General features: G+C 44.4%; 12 protein-coding genes and 1 tRNA gene. 2 read left to right on the top strand and 11 right to left on the bottom strand.

The genetic code is table 11. From position 1 onward, the window contains the following. Nucleotides 1-29: 29 nt before the first annotated feature. The 11 genes from serA to tkt form a co-directional block, all read right to left on the bottom strand. Nucleotides 30-1,259 (bottom strand): phosphoglycerate dehydrogenase, encoded by a 1,230-nt coding sequence (gene serA / locus C1X04_RS17545; RefSeq protein ID WP_110577022.1) that lies wholly within the window; start codon nt 1,257-1,259, stop codon nt 30-32. 219 nt (nt 1,260-1,478) lie between these two features. Further along, complete coding sequence (gene trmA, locus C1X04_RS17550; protein WP_110577023.1) at nt 1,479-2,582, bottom strand: tRNA (uridine(54)-C5)-methyltransferase TrmA; 1,104 nt, start codon at nt 2,580-2,582, stop codon at nt 1,479-1,481. A gap of 112 nt (nt 2,583-2,694) precedes the next feature. Further along, on the bottom strand, nt 2,695-3,684 hold the full coding sequence (locus C1X04_RS17555; RefSeq protein ID WP_137170587.1) for a hypothetical protein: 990 nt from the start codon (nt 3,682-3,684) through the stop codon (nt 2,695-2,697). A gap of 3 nt (nt 3,685-3,687) precedes the next feature. Further along, a complete protein-coding gene (gene mtnN, locus C1X04_RS17560; protein ID WP_110577025.1) occupies nt 3,688-4,383 on the bottom strand; it encodes a 5'-methylthioadenosine/S-adenosylhomocysteine nucleosidase in 696 nt (231 codons plus the stop codon). Further along, nucleotides 4,380-6,977 carry a hypothetical protein gene (locus tag C1X04_RS17565; protein WP_110577026.1) on the bottom strand — a complete coding sequence of 866 codons (2,598 nt, stop codon included), beginning with the start codon at nt 6,975-6,977 and terminating at the stop codon, nt 4,380-4,382. The genes mtnN and C1X04_RS17565 overlap by 4 nt, the downstream gene beginning before the upstream one ends. After that, a complete protein-coding gene (locus tag C1X04_RS17570; RefSeq protein WP_245927075.1) occupies nt 6,965-7,996 on the bottom strand; it encodes a substrate-binding domain-containing protein in 1,032 nt (343 codons plus the stop codon). The genes C1X04_RS17565 and C1X04_RS17570 overlap by 13 nt, the downstream gene beginning before the upstream one ends. Nucleotides 7,997-8,262: 266 nt before the next feature. Further along, nucleotides 8,263-8,347: transfer RNA gene (locus C1X04_RS17575), tRNA-Leu, on the bottom strand. A 140-nt stretch (nt 8,348-8,487) separates the two neighbouring features. Next, on the bottom strand, nt 8,488-9,555 hold the full coding sequence (fba, locus tag C1X04_RS17580; protein WP_110577028.1) for a class II fructose-bisphosphate aldolase: 1,068 nt from the start codon (nt 9,553-9,555) through the stop codon (nt 8,488-8,490). A gap of 297 nt (nt 9,556-9,852) precedes the next feature. Further along, on the bottom strand, nt 9,853-11,016 hold the full coding sequence (locus tag C1X04_RS17585) for a phosphoglycerate kinase (RefSeq protein WP_110577029.1): 1,164 nt from the start codon (nt 11,014-11,016) through the stop codon (nt 9,853-9,855). A 34-nt stretch (nt 11,017-11,050) separates the two neighbouring features. After that, nucleotides 11,051-12,082, bottom strand: a complete 1,032-nt coding sequence (locus C1X04_RS17590) for a type I glyceraldehyde-3-phosphate dehydrogenase (RefSeq protein WP_110577030.1) — start codon at nt 12,080-12,082, stop codon at nt 11,051-11,053. A gap of 111 nt (nt 12,083-12,193) precedes the next feature. Next, nucleotides 12,194-14,194 carry a transketolase gene (gene tkt, locus C1X04_RS17595; protein WP_110577031.1) on the bottom strand — a complete coding sequence of 667 codons (2,001 nt, stop codon included), beginning with the start codon at nt 14,192-14,194 and terminating at the stop codon, nt 12,194-12,196. A gap of 369 nt (nt 14,195-14,563) precedes the next feature. Here tkt and metK point away from each other — a divergent pair, with 369 nt between their 5' ends. Both metK and C1X04_RS17605 read left to right on the top strand, forming a co-directional pair. Beyond that, nucleotides 14,564-15,727, top strand: coding sequence for a methionine adenosyltransferase (metK, locus tag C1X04_RS17600; RefSeq protein ID WP_137170588.1), 1,164 nt, complete (start codon nt 14,564-14,566; stop codon nt 15,725-15,727). Between the two features lie 108 nt (nt 15,728-15,835). Further along, nucleotides 15,836-16,582: a 16S rRNA (uracil(1498)-N(3))-methyltransferase gene (locus C1X04_RS17605; protein WP_137170589.1), complete on the top strand. Its 747-nt coding sequence runs from the start codon at nt 15,836-15,838 to the stop codon at nt 16,580-16,582. Nucleotides 16,583-16,654: the final 72 nt, after the last annotated feature.

Raw genomic sequence — 16,654 nt, forward strand, 5'->3', positions numbered from 1 at the left:
GATTCTTTGTTAAAACCTAGCGTTCAAGCTTAAAACAAAACGCGTGCTTTCACTGTGCCTTCTACTTCTTTCACTTTCTCAAGCGCTAATTCACCTTCTTCTGCATCCACATCCATTACCATGTAGCCAAGCTTCTCCGTAGTACGAAGGTACTGACCCGTAATGTTGATGTTGTTCTCAGAGAAGATCGCATTGATCTTAGACAGCACACCAGGGCGGTTTTCATGAATATGAAGAATACGATGATTATTCGCTTGAGCTGGTAGCGCCACTTCAGGGAAGTTAACCGCAGCGATTGTCGTACCAACATCAGAGTATTTAACCAGCTTATCAGCCACTTCAATACCGATGTTCTCTTGCGCTTCCATTGTGCTACCACCGATGTGAGGCGTTAGAATCACATTGTCTAAGCCACGAAGCGGAGAAACAAACTCTTCGTCATTGCCTTTAGGCTCAACAGGGAACACATCAATGGCAGCCCCACCTAAAGCGCCAGTTTTAATCGCTTCTGCCACGGCGTCAAGATCCGCTACTGTGCCGCGAGAGGCGTTAATAAAGATAGCGCCTTGCTTCATCTGTGACACTTCTTTCGCACCAATCATCATCTTAGTGGAGCTGGTTTCTGGTACATGCAAGCTAATAATGTCGCTGGTTGACAGCAGCTCTTTCAGGCTCTTAATCTGGCGAGCATTACCTAAAGGTAGCTTGGTGACGATATCGTAAAAGCAGACTTCCATACCCAAGGATTCAGCCAAAACACTCAATTGAGTACCGATGCTTCCGTAACCAATAATACCTAGACGCTTACCACGGGTTTCGAAAGAACCCACAGCAGACTTAATCCAGCCACCGCGATGACATGCTGCGTTCTTCTCAGGGATGCCGCGCAGCAATAGGATTAATTGACCCAACACCAACTCAGCAACACTACGAGTATTAGAGTAAGGCGCATTAAATACCACAATGCCTTTTTCGCTTGCCGCATCTAGATCAACTTGGTTTGTACCGATGCAGAAACAGCCAATAGCGACCAGCTTATTAGCATGCGCTAAGACTTTTTCAGTCAGCTGAGTGCGGGAACGAATACCAATGAAGTGCGCTTCTGAGATTTTTTCAATCAGCTCATCTTCCGCTAATGCTGTCTTATGGTATTCAATGTTGGTATAACCAGCGTCATTCAATGCGTCCAATGCAGATTGATGAACGCCTTCTAATAACAAAATTTTGATTTTGCCTTTGTCTAGTGAGTTGTTGCTCATGGCTCGTTCGACTTCTCTATTATGGTGGGGGAAAATGTATGCGCATATGTTACCACAGAACATTCTGTGTCGTATTCAAGATACAAGAATGTCTTTCATTATGATAAGAGCGAAACTCATACAAAGTATTGATGCTAACACTATCTAAATATCGTCAATACAAAGTATGAGTCATGTTGCGCTCAATATAGAAAAAGGCTTCGCCGCCTTTTTCTATAATTAGGAATTCGTCTTACGCTCCAAGTAAACGCCTGTTTCCACGTGATGGGTGTAGGGAAACTGATCGAACATCGCATATCGAACAACATTATGGGTACTAGAAAGCGCTTCTAAATTGGCTTTAAGCGTTTCGGGGTTACAGGAGATATACAGGATAGAATCTATTTTACGAATAAGTTCTACCGTCGCATCATCTAAACCCGCGCGTGGAGGGTCAACTAACACAACAGAAGGCGATAATTCACTCACACCAGCTTGAAGCAAACTTTTAGGCAATTCAGCATCGCCATTCAAGGCAGCAGACACATCTTCACTGGCCATTTTAACCACTTGAACATTATCCATACCATTAATTGCGATATTCAGCTGTGCTGAGTTTACCGAGACTTTGGATATCTCTGTCGCGACCACGCGCTTAAACTGACGAGCCAGAGGGATAGAGAAGTTACCATTACCGCAGTACATCTCTAGCAAGTCACCAGACGCCTCTTTGGTCACATCTAAAGCCCATTCCAGCATTTTTTCATTAATACCCGCATTCGGCTGAGTGAAGCTGTTTTCCACTTGTTGGTAGTGAAACTTTTGTCCGCCAACAGTGAGGGTTTCCATTACAAAGTCACGAGTCAAAATTTGTTTTTTCTTACGGCTTCGACCAATAAAGTGACACGCAGGGAACAACTTGTTGAGCTGCTGAGCGGCAAGATTCCACTCATCATCAATTGGCTTATGGTAGAGCAAACTGATCAAGGCTTCGCCTGTTGTCGTGGTTAGAAAATCCACTTGGAATAATTTGTAGCGCAAGACTGGAACGTCACGAACGGCATCCAAAAGCTTTGGCATTAGTTCATTAATAAGGCTCGACGCCGCCAAAAACTGATCGGTGCGAATGGGAGTTCTCGGATCAGCAGAATCAAACATGGCGTAAAACAAATCATCACCATCGTGCCAAATCCGAAATTCAGCTCTCATACGATAATGAGAAGATGCACTTTCATAGACCTCCATCTCAGGCAATGACAATGTTGCCATTAAAGAAGCGAGATCAGACTGCTTTTTTTGCAGCTGTTCTTGGTACATTTCTGGTTGAATTTGATCCGGTCTCATAGCTGACTCTCTTGGAAGCGGTAAGTACTAATTATCGTAGAGCGCGGCATTATACGAGTTACCGGAATGCAAATCTAATAACACGCGAGAAAATTCAACATTGATCCACCAACTAATGCAGATACTCTGGCCCTAGCAAAATAGCCAAGGATAAAGTTAATGACAAAACGCCGTCATAATCGTCTTCAGCCTCATGCGTCATTTGCGGTTTAATTTGCCCAATTAGCCAATCTTTATAAAGCAACCTTTCGTATTGAACATTATACAAATAGCTGTCCGGTTCGATACTATGTTCCCCAGATTGCAGAAAGCTCAATTGGTAGCCTAGGCGATTTTTATCGTTGACGCGATGTTGTATAGAAAAGTTTTCTCGCACATAAAATAGCCCTTCTTTATCCAACCAAGTGGTACCAAAATCCATTCCGAAATTCAGTGTTGGGCTCGTCGCGTAGCCAACACCAATCCCATAACGCGCTCCTACACCTTTAGAGTAATAGGCAAACGCCTCTTGCTTTTGCCACCATTCAAACGAACCGATCACCTCACCCTGCTTCAAGCGAAAACGTAAAAAAGGGTCTAAAGGGAAATCCACCTTTACCCCTGCATCAACATCTAAGCCGATATCTTCTTTGATGTAACGAACCGCAGCGGAAATAGTGGTTTTTAGGGCCGAATTGACCACACTGTCTTGCTGAGAGGATTCGCCTCGTAGACTTTCTGGGGCTAAAGAGTCACTTTCTGATTCAACCACAAGGCGCAACCGGTCTTGGGTATTTGGTAGTCTTAGTTTGGCACTAAAATCAAAAAAGCCTGAGCTTTCATCCTTTTCTAAGACGGAACCAAATCGAATCTCCACATAACTATCATTGTACTGCTGACTTTGTTCACCAGACAAAAACGAGTCTATGTTTGTTGACCAATTACCGATGGTCCTGGACACGGTTTCATGGGAACTAAACCACCACGGAGCCTCATCAGTCTCATCGGACGCCTGCACCTCTACTGGCTGAGCCTCCGTTATGCTAGGCGCCTCTTCTGCAGCCTCTAAATAAAAGGGACAGCATGCGACTAAGTAAGCCGCGATGCGACCTTTCGACCTCATGTATTAAGCGCCTTTCAGCATTTGCTGAATCATCAAAGAAGAATTCTCAGCGGCTACCTTTAGATACTCTTCAAAACTCTTAGGTGATTCTTTGCCTGCGATATCAGATAAAGAGCGGACAACCACAAACGGCGTTCCAAATTTGAAGCACACTTGTGCAACAGCCGCCGCTTCCATTTCAACTGCAACAAGGTCTGGAAATGTTGTGCGCACAGCTTCAACACGGACAGGATCGTTCATGAAACTATCACCAGTGCCGATCAAACCTACTTTCGCTTGCACCTGAGTCACAGCTTGCAACGCATTTTTCGCCTTGTTCATTAAAGCAACATCAGCAGGATAAGTCGCTGGCATATTAGGGACTTGGCCCATCACATAACCAAAGGCTGTCACATCCACATCATGATGAACAACCTGATCAGAAATCACCACATCACCAACCTGTAGCTCAGGATCAAACCCTCCTGCAGAGCCAATGTTTATGACATATTCAGGGTTGAATTCAGACAATAGCAAGGTAGTTGACACGGCCGCGTTTACTTTCCCAATACCCGATTTCAGCAAAACAACGTCTTTACCTTCAAAATGACCAATAAAAAAATCACATCCAGCAATAGACTGCTCACGAACGTCTGTCATCCAAGCTTTGATAACAGCTACTTCTTCATCCATGGCGCCGATTAATCCAATTACGCTCATTCATTACTCCTAGAATTTGTATTGTGTTGCATAACGTCTTGTGTAAAAAACCGTATTTGCTCACCAGAGTTAGGTGAAACCAAATCAAACAAAATCACATTATCCGGCATGTCCGGCCACTTTTGCACAGAATAGAAGCGTACATTAGGAAAAGCAGTTTGTGCGGCCAATATAACAGCCGATGACTGGGGCTCCAATAACACGATAATGGCATTAGGTTGATACGATAACACCAGATCATAATCCGCCAAATCTGACAGCCACTGAGTGGCGATAGTACATTGCTCTAATTCATTATACCAAATAGCCTTAGTGACCCGGCTTCCGCCCACCATCACCCAACATACTTCCTGTTCATTGTGGTTCGCTATAGAGATCCCATCCTCTTCGCATGCTTTAAGCAATACCTGATACAAATTGTAATCAAAGAAACAGCCTTGCAAGGTATAAACGCTATCATCAATTTGTGAAGGGGTTTGGCTATTAAGCCAAATGATGGGAAGGTGGTCCCGCTTATGTTTCAGCTTCAGAGCCAGTGTCATATCGATTTGAGATTGGACGTCTTTATCACAACCAATCAATACCGCGTCAAACTTGGTTAATACATTGGACTGAGTGAAAAAGCTGTCAGTCGAAGCGTACTCCTCTACCTTCAAACCAAACCGCTGTAATGCCTCAGTTACAACGCAAGCATAAGGATAATCATTGGCTATCCAAGCAATTACTTGGTTTGCTTGTAACGATAAAGCATCCTCGCCAGCCTCGTTAACATCCATCATTATATTTAACTGTAGAGCATTGTTTTGAAGTGTTTTTTTATGCCCGCCAAGGCTTTCTGACAACATTTTAATCATCCAAAAGAACAGCGGTCGAAAAGCCATGTCGTTCATCGCAATGATCTCCAGCTCCATATCGCTGTTAAATCGAATACTCAAACGACGCTCGGCCATATCATTCGACATAACCATCATGAGCAAGGTACGCACCAAACCTCGAAAATGCACGCCAACCGCCACGACTTTGCTACCCGTTTCGACAGAGCAATCAACCAAAGCCCGCGTTGCTTCGATTCCCATCGCTGCCATGACACAATCACTTTCCTGACGAAAAACATCCCCAAGAGGGAGATAAGATACATCCTGGTCCTGCTGACCAATGCCGTCTAGCACAGACAGCAACAAGGTAATCCAACCTTTCAAATGGCTTGACTCTATATGGCTTGGTAATTGTGATAGATAACTTAACTCGTTCAGTATGGCATCCGTATCCACTTTCCTCTCGATCAAAGAAGACAATGGGCTTAACTGCTCTAGCTGCCAAGTGAGACTAGTTTCTTGAGTAATATCCTTACCTACTAATAACAAGCCACGGTAGTCGCTTTCATTTCTGAATGTATAAGCATGCCATTGATATATCCGCCCTAACTCAGTCAATGTTAAGTCAAAGGTAATACCAATATTCCCCTTTAATGCATCCTGAATAGAGCGATGACTGGTAATAGGCATAAAATCAAAAAGCGTTCGAGCTTTAACTGAATTAGGAAAAATATGACGAGCTTCGACATTCACTAACTCAACTTCAGCCACCTCATTGCAGAAGATAACTGCACTGTGTACCGAGTCTGATAGCAACAGGAAACGCTTATCCTTCGCTTCTATCTCAGCCATCAACTGACGACTTTGACGTTGGATCGGCTGTAACTCAATATAAGGGATGAGTTCTTCTTCTTGCTTGTACACAACCGTTTCGATCGGTTGAAAAATTAATACCTTCATCTGTCGAACAAGCAAGAAATAGAACACCAACAACGCAACGCCCACGGATAGAATCAGTGGCAAAGCATTTGTAAATATTGCCGAGGAGATGGAGTTCGCCTCGATCACATCTAATTGTAAATTGTCCTGAATAGGTGAAATCAAAGGTAAACTCGAGCGCAATGAATTAGCAGACAAATCCACTCCCGCTTTGTGCTCTTCCAACAAAACACGATTATGCGACACATCGTAGATACGAACAGCGCTAACCACAGCACTATCCAACAGTTCATTGGCTAGGGTTAAATTGTCATTTAAGGAAATGAAACCATACAAAAAGCCAGTACTGTCCTGCTCTTCAGATAACAATTTTGTTTTAAGCACCAATAAGGTTGCGCCATCCTCAGTCTTAACCGACGCCCATCGATTTAGAAGCCCTGCCCCAATAACCGTTTTAAAGTCCGCCTTAGTAAATAAACGCGCTCTTGGGTCCATGGAGTAGTTGCCATTTGCCCATTCAATATAGAAAAAATCTAACCCGCCAAAAAATAATACTTCATGATGACTAAATAATAAGTCCAACTCACGACCAGCAATAGAATCGCTCGAAGAAAGATCTTGTCCTATGAACTTCATCTCGTCTTCAGCACGCGCCAAATAAGCATTAAAGGCCTGCTCCACCACTTGGTGCTTCAACGCCAAGTTTTTCTGTTTCGCCGCCTGCGTCAAAGTATCAATAAAAAAGACACTTAATAATACGACCACTAAAAAAATAGCGACCATCAGCATTAACGCTTTTTGCCGTAATCGACGCTGTAAACTCACCGTTACTGCCGCCATAAATCCACCGAATATTGATAAGCTTGTTGAACCATCAAACGCAAACTCTCAGAGTCTAATTCAGCAGGCATCAATGTTGAATTTGCCACATAGAGAGTAGGCATATTCTTGCCTTCGAGATCGAGCTTAATCGCCTCAGCGACCGCGATGGATAAATTATCTTTCATAAACAGCACGGTCACTTTTACGTTCCGATTAACTAAATCTTCAATTCCATTAGGAGACAAGCCCCATGCATTAGTCTGAGTCTTAGAACCAGCAACGCTTTCCTCCAACGCAGCCACAACGCCTTCTGAAATATTTTGAGAGCAACTAAAAATAAAATCCGTTGGCGTCTCTTTTAAAAACACTTTCGCAGCCTCAAAGGCTTGTTGCTTGTCATCAGCGACAACGCGAATACGGCTAACGTGGCGATTGTACTTAAGCATTTCATCTAAAAATAAATCACATCGTGAATGACCAAGATATCCTTCTGGCAACACCAGCGCTGAAATAGTGGTCTCGGGGGGGAACTGACGGTCAAGGTAACTTGCCAATCTAGTCGTTGCCCTTTTCTGATCAAAACCGATATACATTAGCGGAGAATGATTCATCCAATGCGTTAACGGTGATGCAAAATCGTACAAAATAACCTTGGTCTTCCCCGCTCGCAAAAAGCGCTCTAAAAAGCGGCGCTGCACAAAACCCAGTTTCGTCATCACAATATAATCAGGAGGCGTTGCTGCTATTTTAAGGTACGCTGAGAAGTCCGTTTCATTGTGGTTTCGCCCCAGATAAACATCCAGTCGATAATCAATACCCAATTCACGCATGCGTTTTCGGAGCGTCATTTGCAGTGCTTTGTTTTCAATAGCGTCTTCATCGCCAAAAAGAAACAACGCAATACGTATCGCATTTTTTTGCGTTATCCGAATCGGGCTAGGAGGAGAATTAATAATGGTTGTAAACTGCTCGGCTAAAGGACCCTGCCTAGGGCTTAGCTGATAATAGTCATGGCTATCCATTAGGTTTAAAGCCATGTTTGCAGCTTGCACCGTCAGGCAAGTACTCCCAAGAAAGAGAAATACCAAAAAAATACGAAGCCTATGCATTATCAAACCTGATATACCCATCCACAGAAAGAAATATTCTATCTAAATTAACGAACTTTCGTGACAACAGGAACAAGAAAATACCAGCAGACACCTAAAAAGGTAGAAAGAGTAATCAAAAATAGAAATACGATAGGCGAGTACAAATTTCAGACATAAAAAAAGCCGACATAAAGTCAGCTTTTTTTAAAATTTGGTGCGGAAGGAGAGACTCGAACTCTCACGCCGTGAAGCACTGGAACCTAAATCCAGCGTGTCTACCAATTCCACCACTCCCGCAAGGAATGGCGAGCATTATAGGTAATTGAATTTCTCGGTCAATAGTTTTTTTTCTTTTTCATGAAAAAAACTAAAAAAATTACTCTTCACCCCACCTACTCGCCATTTTTGATCAAACCTCACTCAATTTAGAGCAAGATTTAAAAAACTCGACCACTAGAATATTCACCGTGTTCGTAACGTACAGCCATCTCTTCCAGATCCATAGTATGAATACGAGAAGCCTGACCTGCACAACCAAACGCTTCATAGCGATCGATACAAACCGCTTTCATCGCTTTAATACTTTCTGTTAAGTATTTACGCGGATCAAAGTTACCTTTGTGTTCCGCTAAGCTGCGACGAATCGCGCCCGTTGCCGCCAAACGCAAATCCGTATCGATATTCACTTTACGAACACCGTAACGAATCGCCTTAACAATCTCTTCTACTGGCACACCATAAGTTTCTGGGATATCACCACCAAACTCATTGATAATAGATAACCAATCTTGAGGAACAGAAGACGAGCCATGCAGTACAATATGCGTATTTGGTAGTAGTGCGACAATTTTCGCAATACGTTCGATATCAAGAATATCGCCAGTCGGTGGACGCGTAAATTTGTAAGCACCGTGGCTTGTACCAATCGCTACAGCCAATGCATCAATACCAGTCGCATTAACGAAGTCTACCGCTTCTTGCGGATCCGTCAGCATTTGATCATGAGAAAGAATGCCTTCTGCACCCACGCCGTCTTCTTCGCCAGCTTGACCTGTCTCTAGAGAACCCAATACACCCAGCTCACCTTCTACAGACACACCACAGGCATGCGCAAACTCAACCGTGCGACGAGTTACATCGACGTTATACTCATAGCTTGCCGGGGTTTTACCATCGGCCATCAAAGAACCGTCCATCATGACAGAAGAAAAGCCAAGCTGGATAGAACGCTGGCAAATCGCTGGCGATGTGCCGTGGTCTTGGTGCATAACAACAGGAATATGTGGATAGTCTTCAATCGCAGCCGCAATCAAGTGACGTAAAAAGTGTGAACCAGCGTATTTGCGAGCACCAGCGGATGCTTGCATGATAACTGGCGAGTTCACTTCATGGGCTGCTTCCATAATTGCCTTAACTTGTTCCATGTTATTCACATTGAACGCTGGCAAACCATAGCTGTGTTCCGCTGCATGGTCGAGCAGTTGACGCATACTAATTAAAGGCATAAAAGGTTTCCTCTGACAATTTGTCTTGTTTTGTATTTATAACGTTTGGAGTTACGGTGTTAGATAACTCGCATTATTTGTAATCACAGCATTGCTTATCACAAGCTATGTGGCTTACGCCTTATCGTTATTGTCATACTTAGCTTACGCTGAGTAGGTCACTCTCTAGTTTTGTTTTTCGTTAACACCGCTTTCAGCACAACTCACACTAAGCTTACACCGATGTTAACGAAATAGGCTTTACGCCTTTTTTATTACTTATAAATTTTTTAGAACGATCTTTGTCATTCTTTGATACTAATTTTGCGCGCGAGACTCTAACATCGCAACCGCTGGCAACACTTTTCCTTCAACAAATTCTAAAAACGCCCCGCCACCTGTAGAAATATAAGAAATTTTATCGGCTAAGCCATATTTATCGATCGCTGCTAACGTATCTCCGCCACCAGCAACAGAGAAAGCTTCACTGTCTGCAATGGCTTGAGCAACGACTTCTGTGCCCTTAGAAAAGTTATCAAACTCAAACACACCACATGGCCCATTCCATAGAATGGTTTTGGCATTTTTTAGAATTTCAGCAAGCACTTGAGCAGAATCCGGACCTAAGTCCATAATTTCTTCATTATCCGCCACTTGATCAACAGGCTTAATCGTTGCAACCGCTGTTTCTGAAAACTCTGTTCCGACACGCACGTCCGTCAACTCAGGAATGTCTAAATCGGCCATCAATTTTTGAGCCTGTGGGATTAAGTCTTTTTCATGCAATGACTTACCAACATTGTAGCCACGAGCGGCAACAAACGTATTAGAGATACCGCCGCCCACGATCAGCTGATCACACACTTTAGATAACGACTCTAATACGGTTAATTTAGTCGATACTTTTGAACCACCAACAACCGCCACCAAAGGGCGAGCAGGATTATCAAGCGCTTTACCTAATGCTTCCAACTCTGCTGCCAATAATGGGCCAGCACAAGCTACCGGCGCATATTTAGCGACACCATGCGTTGATGCATGGGCACGGTGAGCCGTTCCAAATGCATCCATGACAAACACATCACATAAGGCAGCCATTTTTTTAGACAGCGTTTCATCATCTTTTTTCTCGCCAAGGTTAAAGCGCACGTTTTCAACCAAAACAAGCTGACCAGATTCAACCTCAACACCATCCAACCAATCTTTAACTAATGGCACATCTTGTCCTAACAGACTAGCAAGATGTGTCGCAACAGGTTGAAGTGAAAACTCTTCTTCGTACTGCCCCTCTGTAGGACGACCAAGGTGCGACATCACCATAACTTTAGCGCCCGCGTCTAACGCCAATTTAATGGTTGGCAAAGCCGCACGAATACGTGCATCGCTGGTTACTTTGCCATCTTTTACCGGTACATTCAGATCTTCGCGAATCAATACTCTTTTGTTCGTCAGATCCACGTCTTTCATATTAATTACAGTCATGTACGATGTCCTCGTCGTTTAAACTTCTGATATCTCAATCCAAATTTGATTGTTCAATCACACCTGCCCAATGCTTAGCCACGTCTAACATTCGGTTAGCGTAGCCCCATTCATTATCAAACCAACATAGCAACTTCACCATTCGCTGATCAATCACTTGGGTTTGTGTACTATCTATAATTACTGAGCGTGGATCATGATTAAAATCCACAGACGCATGCGCTTCTTTAGTGAACCCCATTAGCCCAGCGTATTTTGTGCTAGCCGCTTGCTCTAGCTGAGAGTTTATTTGCTCAACTGTCACGTCCCGTTCAGTCCGCAAAACCAAATCAATCACTGAGACATTCAATGTTGGCACACGCACCGCATTACAACCCATTTTTCCGTCAAGTTCTGGCATCATCCGTGTAATACCCTTCGCCAAACCGGTATCAACAGGAATAATAGAGCTCAAGGCCGCACGGGTTAGGCGTAAATCATTGGTATGATAACCATCAATCACAGGCTGATCATTCATAGCCGAGTGAATCGTCTGCGTCATACCATGCGCCACGCCAGAAAATTGCTTCACGACGTCCAAAACAGGAATCAAACAATTCGTCGTACACGATGCCGCCGACACAATTTTCTGATCCGCTTGAATATCTTGGTGATTAAAACCATAGACAATCGTCGCATCCACATCCGCAGCAGCAGGTTGGGAAAGCAACATTCGTGGAACACCGGCATTTAAATACGCTTGTGCACTTTCTCGGCTGGAGAAACTGCCAGAACACTCCAACACCATATCAAGCTCAAGAGAAGACCAATCCAACGCCTCAGGAGTGGCACAAGAAAAACATAAAATACTGTCATCTCCGATCAGCAATGCATTGCCTTGGATCGAGACAGGCTTAGGGAAACGGCCATGAGTGGTGTCATAGCGAGTAAGGTAACTGATTGTCTCAATATCGGACAATTCATTAATAGCAACCACTTGAATGTGGTCGCGGTAGCCGCTTTCATACAGAGCCCGTAATACCGAGCGTCCGACACGACCATAACCATTGATAGCGACTCGCAACATATTCCTACTACTTCATCGCAAAGAAAGTGACCGAAAATCATCACCTTCCGCCTTAATAAAAGGAAAAAGAGGCATACATCCGTACGCCTCTTTACTTATCAAGCAACCAGATTACGCAGCGAGTATTTTCTCAGCAGTCGCAACCACATTGTCTACTGTAAAGCCGAAGTGTTTCATAAGATCGCCACCAGGAGCAGACTCACCGAACGTTGTCATGCCTACCATAGCGCCTTCGAAACCAACGTACTTGTACCAGTAATCCGTGTGAGCCGCTTCGATAGCAACACGCTTCGTCACACTACTTGGTAACACAGACTCTTTATAAGCAGCATCTTGCGCTTCAAAGACATCCGTAGATGGCATAGAAACCACACGCACTTTCGTACCCTTCGCTGTTAGTGCTTCCGCAGAATCCATTGCTAAACCCACTTCAGAACCCGTAGCAATCAAGATAAGCTCAGGTGTCCCAGCGCAATCTTTCAGAACGTAACCACCTTTCGCAGCATTCGCTAATTGTTGTGCATCACGCGCTTGCGCAGGCAAACCTTGGCGAGAGAAAACCAAAGAGGTTGGGCCAGTACGACGTTCGATACCTGCTTTCCAAGCAATCGCCGTTTCTGCTGCATCACAAGGACGCCATACAGACATATTTGGCGTCATGCGCAAATTCGCCAATTGCTCGATAGGCTGGTGAGTTGGGCCGTCTTCGCCTTGACCAATAGAATCGTGCGTGTAAACAAATACGTTTTGAATGCCCATAAGAGCAGACATGCGTACGGCATTACGCGCGTACTCCATAAACATCATGAAAGTCGCACCGTAGTTAATGAAACCACCGTGCAAAGAAGCACCATTCATAATGCCACTCATACCAAATTCACGAACACCGTAGAACACATAGTTGCCCGCTGGGTCGTCTTGAATGCCTTTAGAACCAGACCATAGAGTCAAGTTAGAACCGGCAAGGTCAGCAGAACCACCTAGCAGCTCTGGCAACATAGAGCCAAAGAAACCAATCGCATTTTGTGACGCTTTACGGCTGGCAATGCTCTCGCCTTTCTCTTGGCTTTCTTGAATGAAAGCTTGTGCTTTGGCTTCAAAATCCGCAGGCAATTCGCCTTTAATCACACGACGCTCAAATTCTGCTGCCAATTCTGGGTAAGCGGCCTTATAGGCTTCAAATTGAGAGTTCCACTGAGCTTCTCGAGCAGAACCTGCTTCTTTCGCATCCCAACCAGAATATACATCAGCAGGGATCTCGAACGGTGCATATGGCCAGCCAAGGAATTCACGAGCTGCCGCAATTTCAGCATCGCCCAAAGGCGCACCGTGACAGTCATGGCTACCAGATTTATTTGGCGAGCCAAAACCGATAATGGTTTTGCAACAAATTAGTGTCGGTTTAGTCGTTTCTGCTTTCGCCGCTTCAATCGCCGCTTTGATCGCTTCTGGATCATGTCCATCTACGTCTGCAATTACGTGCCAACCATACGCTTCAAAACGCTGTGGCGTATTATCAGTAAACCAGCCCTCAACATGACCATCGATAGAGATACCGTTGTCATCCCAGAAAGCAACCAATTTACCCAAGCCCAACGTGCCAGCAAGAGACGCCGCTTCGTGAGAAATACCTTCCATCAAACAACCGTCGCCTAGGAAACAGTAAGTATTGTGGTCAACAATCGTATGGCCTTCACGGTTAAACTGCGCAGCGAGCGTTTTCTCAGCAATCGCCATACCAACAGCATTACTGATACCGGCACCCAATGGGCCAGTAGTCGTTTCTACACCATCGGTATAGCCGTATTCTGGGTGTCCTGGTGTTTTAGAATGAAGTTGACGGAACTGTTTTAAATCTTCGATAGCCAATTTATAGCCAGAAAGATGCAGTAAAGAATAAATCAACATAGAGCCATGGCCGTTTGACAACACAAAGCGGTCGCGATCAACCCATTTTGAATTGTTTGGGTTGTGCTTTAGAAAATCATTCCATAGCACTTCAGCGATATCCGCCATACCCATTGGTGCACCTGGGTGACCAGAGTTAGCTTTTTGTACGGCATCCATACTCAATGCACGTATGGCGTTAGCAAGTTGTTTACGAGACGGCATGGTTATTCCACTCCTGATAGCTTAACGAACAATAGAAGTAACATTCTCTACGGGATAGAACCACGATACAAGGTTGGCACCTTCGTAACGCCCAAACACAGGGCAAAGAAAATGAAATCACATAGAAATCTGCACCATCGTAACAAAAAAACCGCCTTTTGCCTCATTAAAATCCACATACTGGGTTGATATTTAAACAACGCTAGTTCATGATTCGCACTATTAATACAGCGTCGATTTGTCTCGGCTTGCGGGCGCTATATAAACTCAGCTAAACAGATACGCAAGAACCTGTTTAGCACTTTTGATGCGAAGCAGGTTTTTTTATGCCTGTTTAGCGACTAACTCAGCTAAAGAGGAAAGCTCAATATGTCAGAATATTCTTTATTTACCTCAGAATCCGTTTCTGAAGGTCATCCCGATAAAATCGCGGACCAAGTGTCCGATGCCATTCTTGATGCCATTTTGGCAGAAGATCCAGAAGCCCGCGTGGCGTGTGAAACCCTCGTCAAAACCGGCATGGTATTAGTCGCTGGTGAAGTTCGTACCAACGCATGGGTCGACATCGAAGAAATATCTCGTGGCGTTATCCGTGAAATTGGCTACAACAGCTCAGACATGGGTTTCGACTGGGAATCTTGTGCCGTCATGAATGCCATTGGTAAACAGTCCTCTGACATTGCCGTCGGTGTCGATGAAGCCAATGAAAAAGAACAAGGCGCTGGCGACCAAGGTTTGATGTTTGGTTTTGCCACAAACGAAACGGACGTACTAATGCCTGCGCCGATCACTTACGCGCATCGTTTGGTTCAACGCCAAGCAGAAGTTCGCAAAAACGGTACGCTAGACTTCCTTCGCCCAGATGCGAAAAGCCAAGTTACTTTCCGCTACGACGAAAACGGCAAGCCATGCGCTATTGATGCGGTTGTTCTTTCAACACAGCACAGTGCATCAGTGAAACAAGCCGATCTTCGTGAAGCAGTAATGGAAGAAATCATTAAACCCGTGCTTCCTGCGGAATGGCTATCAAAAGAAACCAAATACTTCATCAACCCAACAGGTCAGTTCATCATCGGCGGTCCGGTTGGCGATTGTGGCCTAACTGGCCGTAAAATCATCGTTGATACCTACGGCGGCATGGCTCGTCACGGCGGCGGTGCTTTCTCTGGTAAAGATCCATCTAAAGTTGACCGCTCTGCAGCTTACGCTGGTCGCTATGTGGCGAAAAACATTGTCGCAGCGGGTCTTGCTGACAAATGTGAGATTCAAATCTCGTACGCTATCGGTGTGGCTGAGCCAACATCTATCAGTATCAACACCTTCGGTACTGGCAAAGTCAGCGACGCGGTGATTTCACAATTGGTTCGTGAGCATTTCGAATTACGCCCAGCTGGTTTAATTAAAATGCTGGATCTAAAACGCCCAATTTATCTACCAACAGCGGCTTACGGTCACTTTGGTCGTGAAGGCGAAAATTTCACTTGGGAAAAAACAGACAAAGCAGACGCATTGCGTAAAGCTGCGGGTTTATAATTCCCTGAATTTCCGCTATAAAGCCTTCTTCTGTCCTACTATCATTATGGGGCAGAAGAAGGCTTTTTTATTTCTATCCTTAATACTTTCGAAAACATAAGGCAAAGCATGCGCATTCCACGAATTTTTATCGACACAGAACTAAACGAGAATAGCACCCTTGCCCTACCAGACTCAGCGTTTCAGCATCTCTGCAAAGTTCTGCGCCTAAAGTCAGGCCACCCTCTTCGCGTATTTAATGGCCAAGAGTTTAATGGTAAAAGTCGTCAATATAATGCGACACTAAGTGACGTCGAAAAACGCTCTGCCAGTATTCAAATAGCGGATTTCGAAGAGTTAGAGAACGAATCTCCAATTCAAGTTACCGTTGGACAAACGCTGTCTAGGGGTGAGCGCATGGATTACGCCATTCAAAAATCTGTCGAAGCGGGTGTCTTTGCTATTCAGCCGCTTTTTAGTGAACGCTGCGAAGTAAAGCTACAAGACAGCCGTGCGGAAAAGCGCCTGCAACATTGGCAACAAGTTGCCATCAGTGCGGCTGAACAATGTGGTCGTGGTATTGTCCCGACTGTGTATCCACCGATAGAATTAACGGAGTGGATCACGAATTGTAACGAAATGTTAAAGCTTACATTGCATCACCATAGCGCAAAACCTATCCGACAATTCGAAAAACCCAGTAACAATCGCATCGCTTTATTGATTGGGCCTGAAGGTGGACTTAGTGAAAAAGAAGTGCAACTGTCTGAAAAATCAGGATTTAATGCCATTTCACTTGGACCAAGAGTGCTAAGAACAGAAACAGCTCCCATTGTCGCGCTCAGCGTAATCAACGCTCTATGGGGCGATATTTAAACTGTACGTCATAACAGAATAGCAACATATTCATAGAATCAATGGATCTATCATTCAAGTAGAAAATTTAAA

Source organism: Marinomonas sp. FW-1, from assembly GCF_005222245.1.
In the GTDB taxonomy this organism is placed as follows: Bacteria; Pseudomonadota; Gammaproteobacteria; order Pseudomonadales; family Marinomonadaceae; genus Marinomonas; species Marinomonas alcarazii.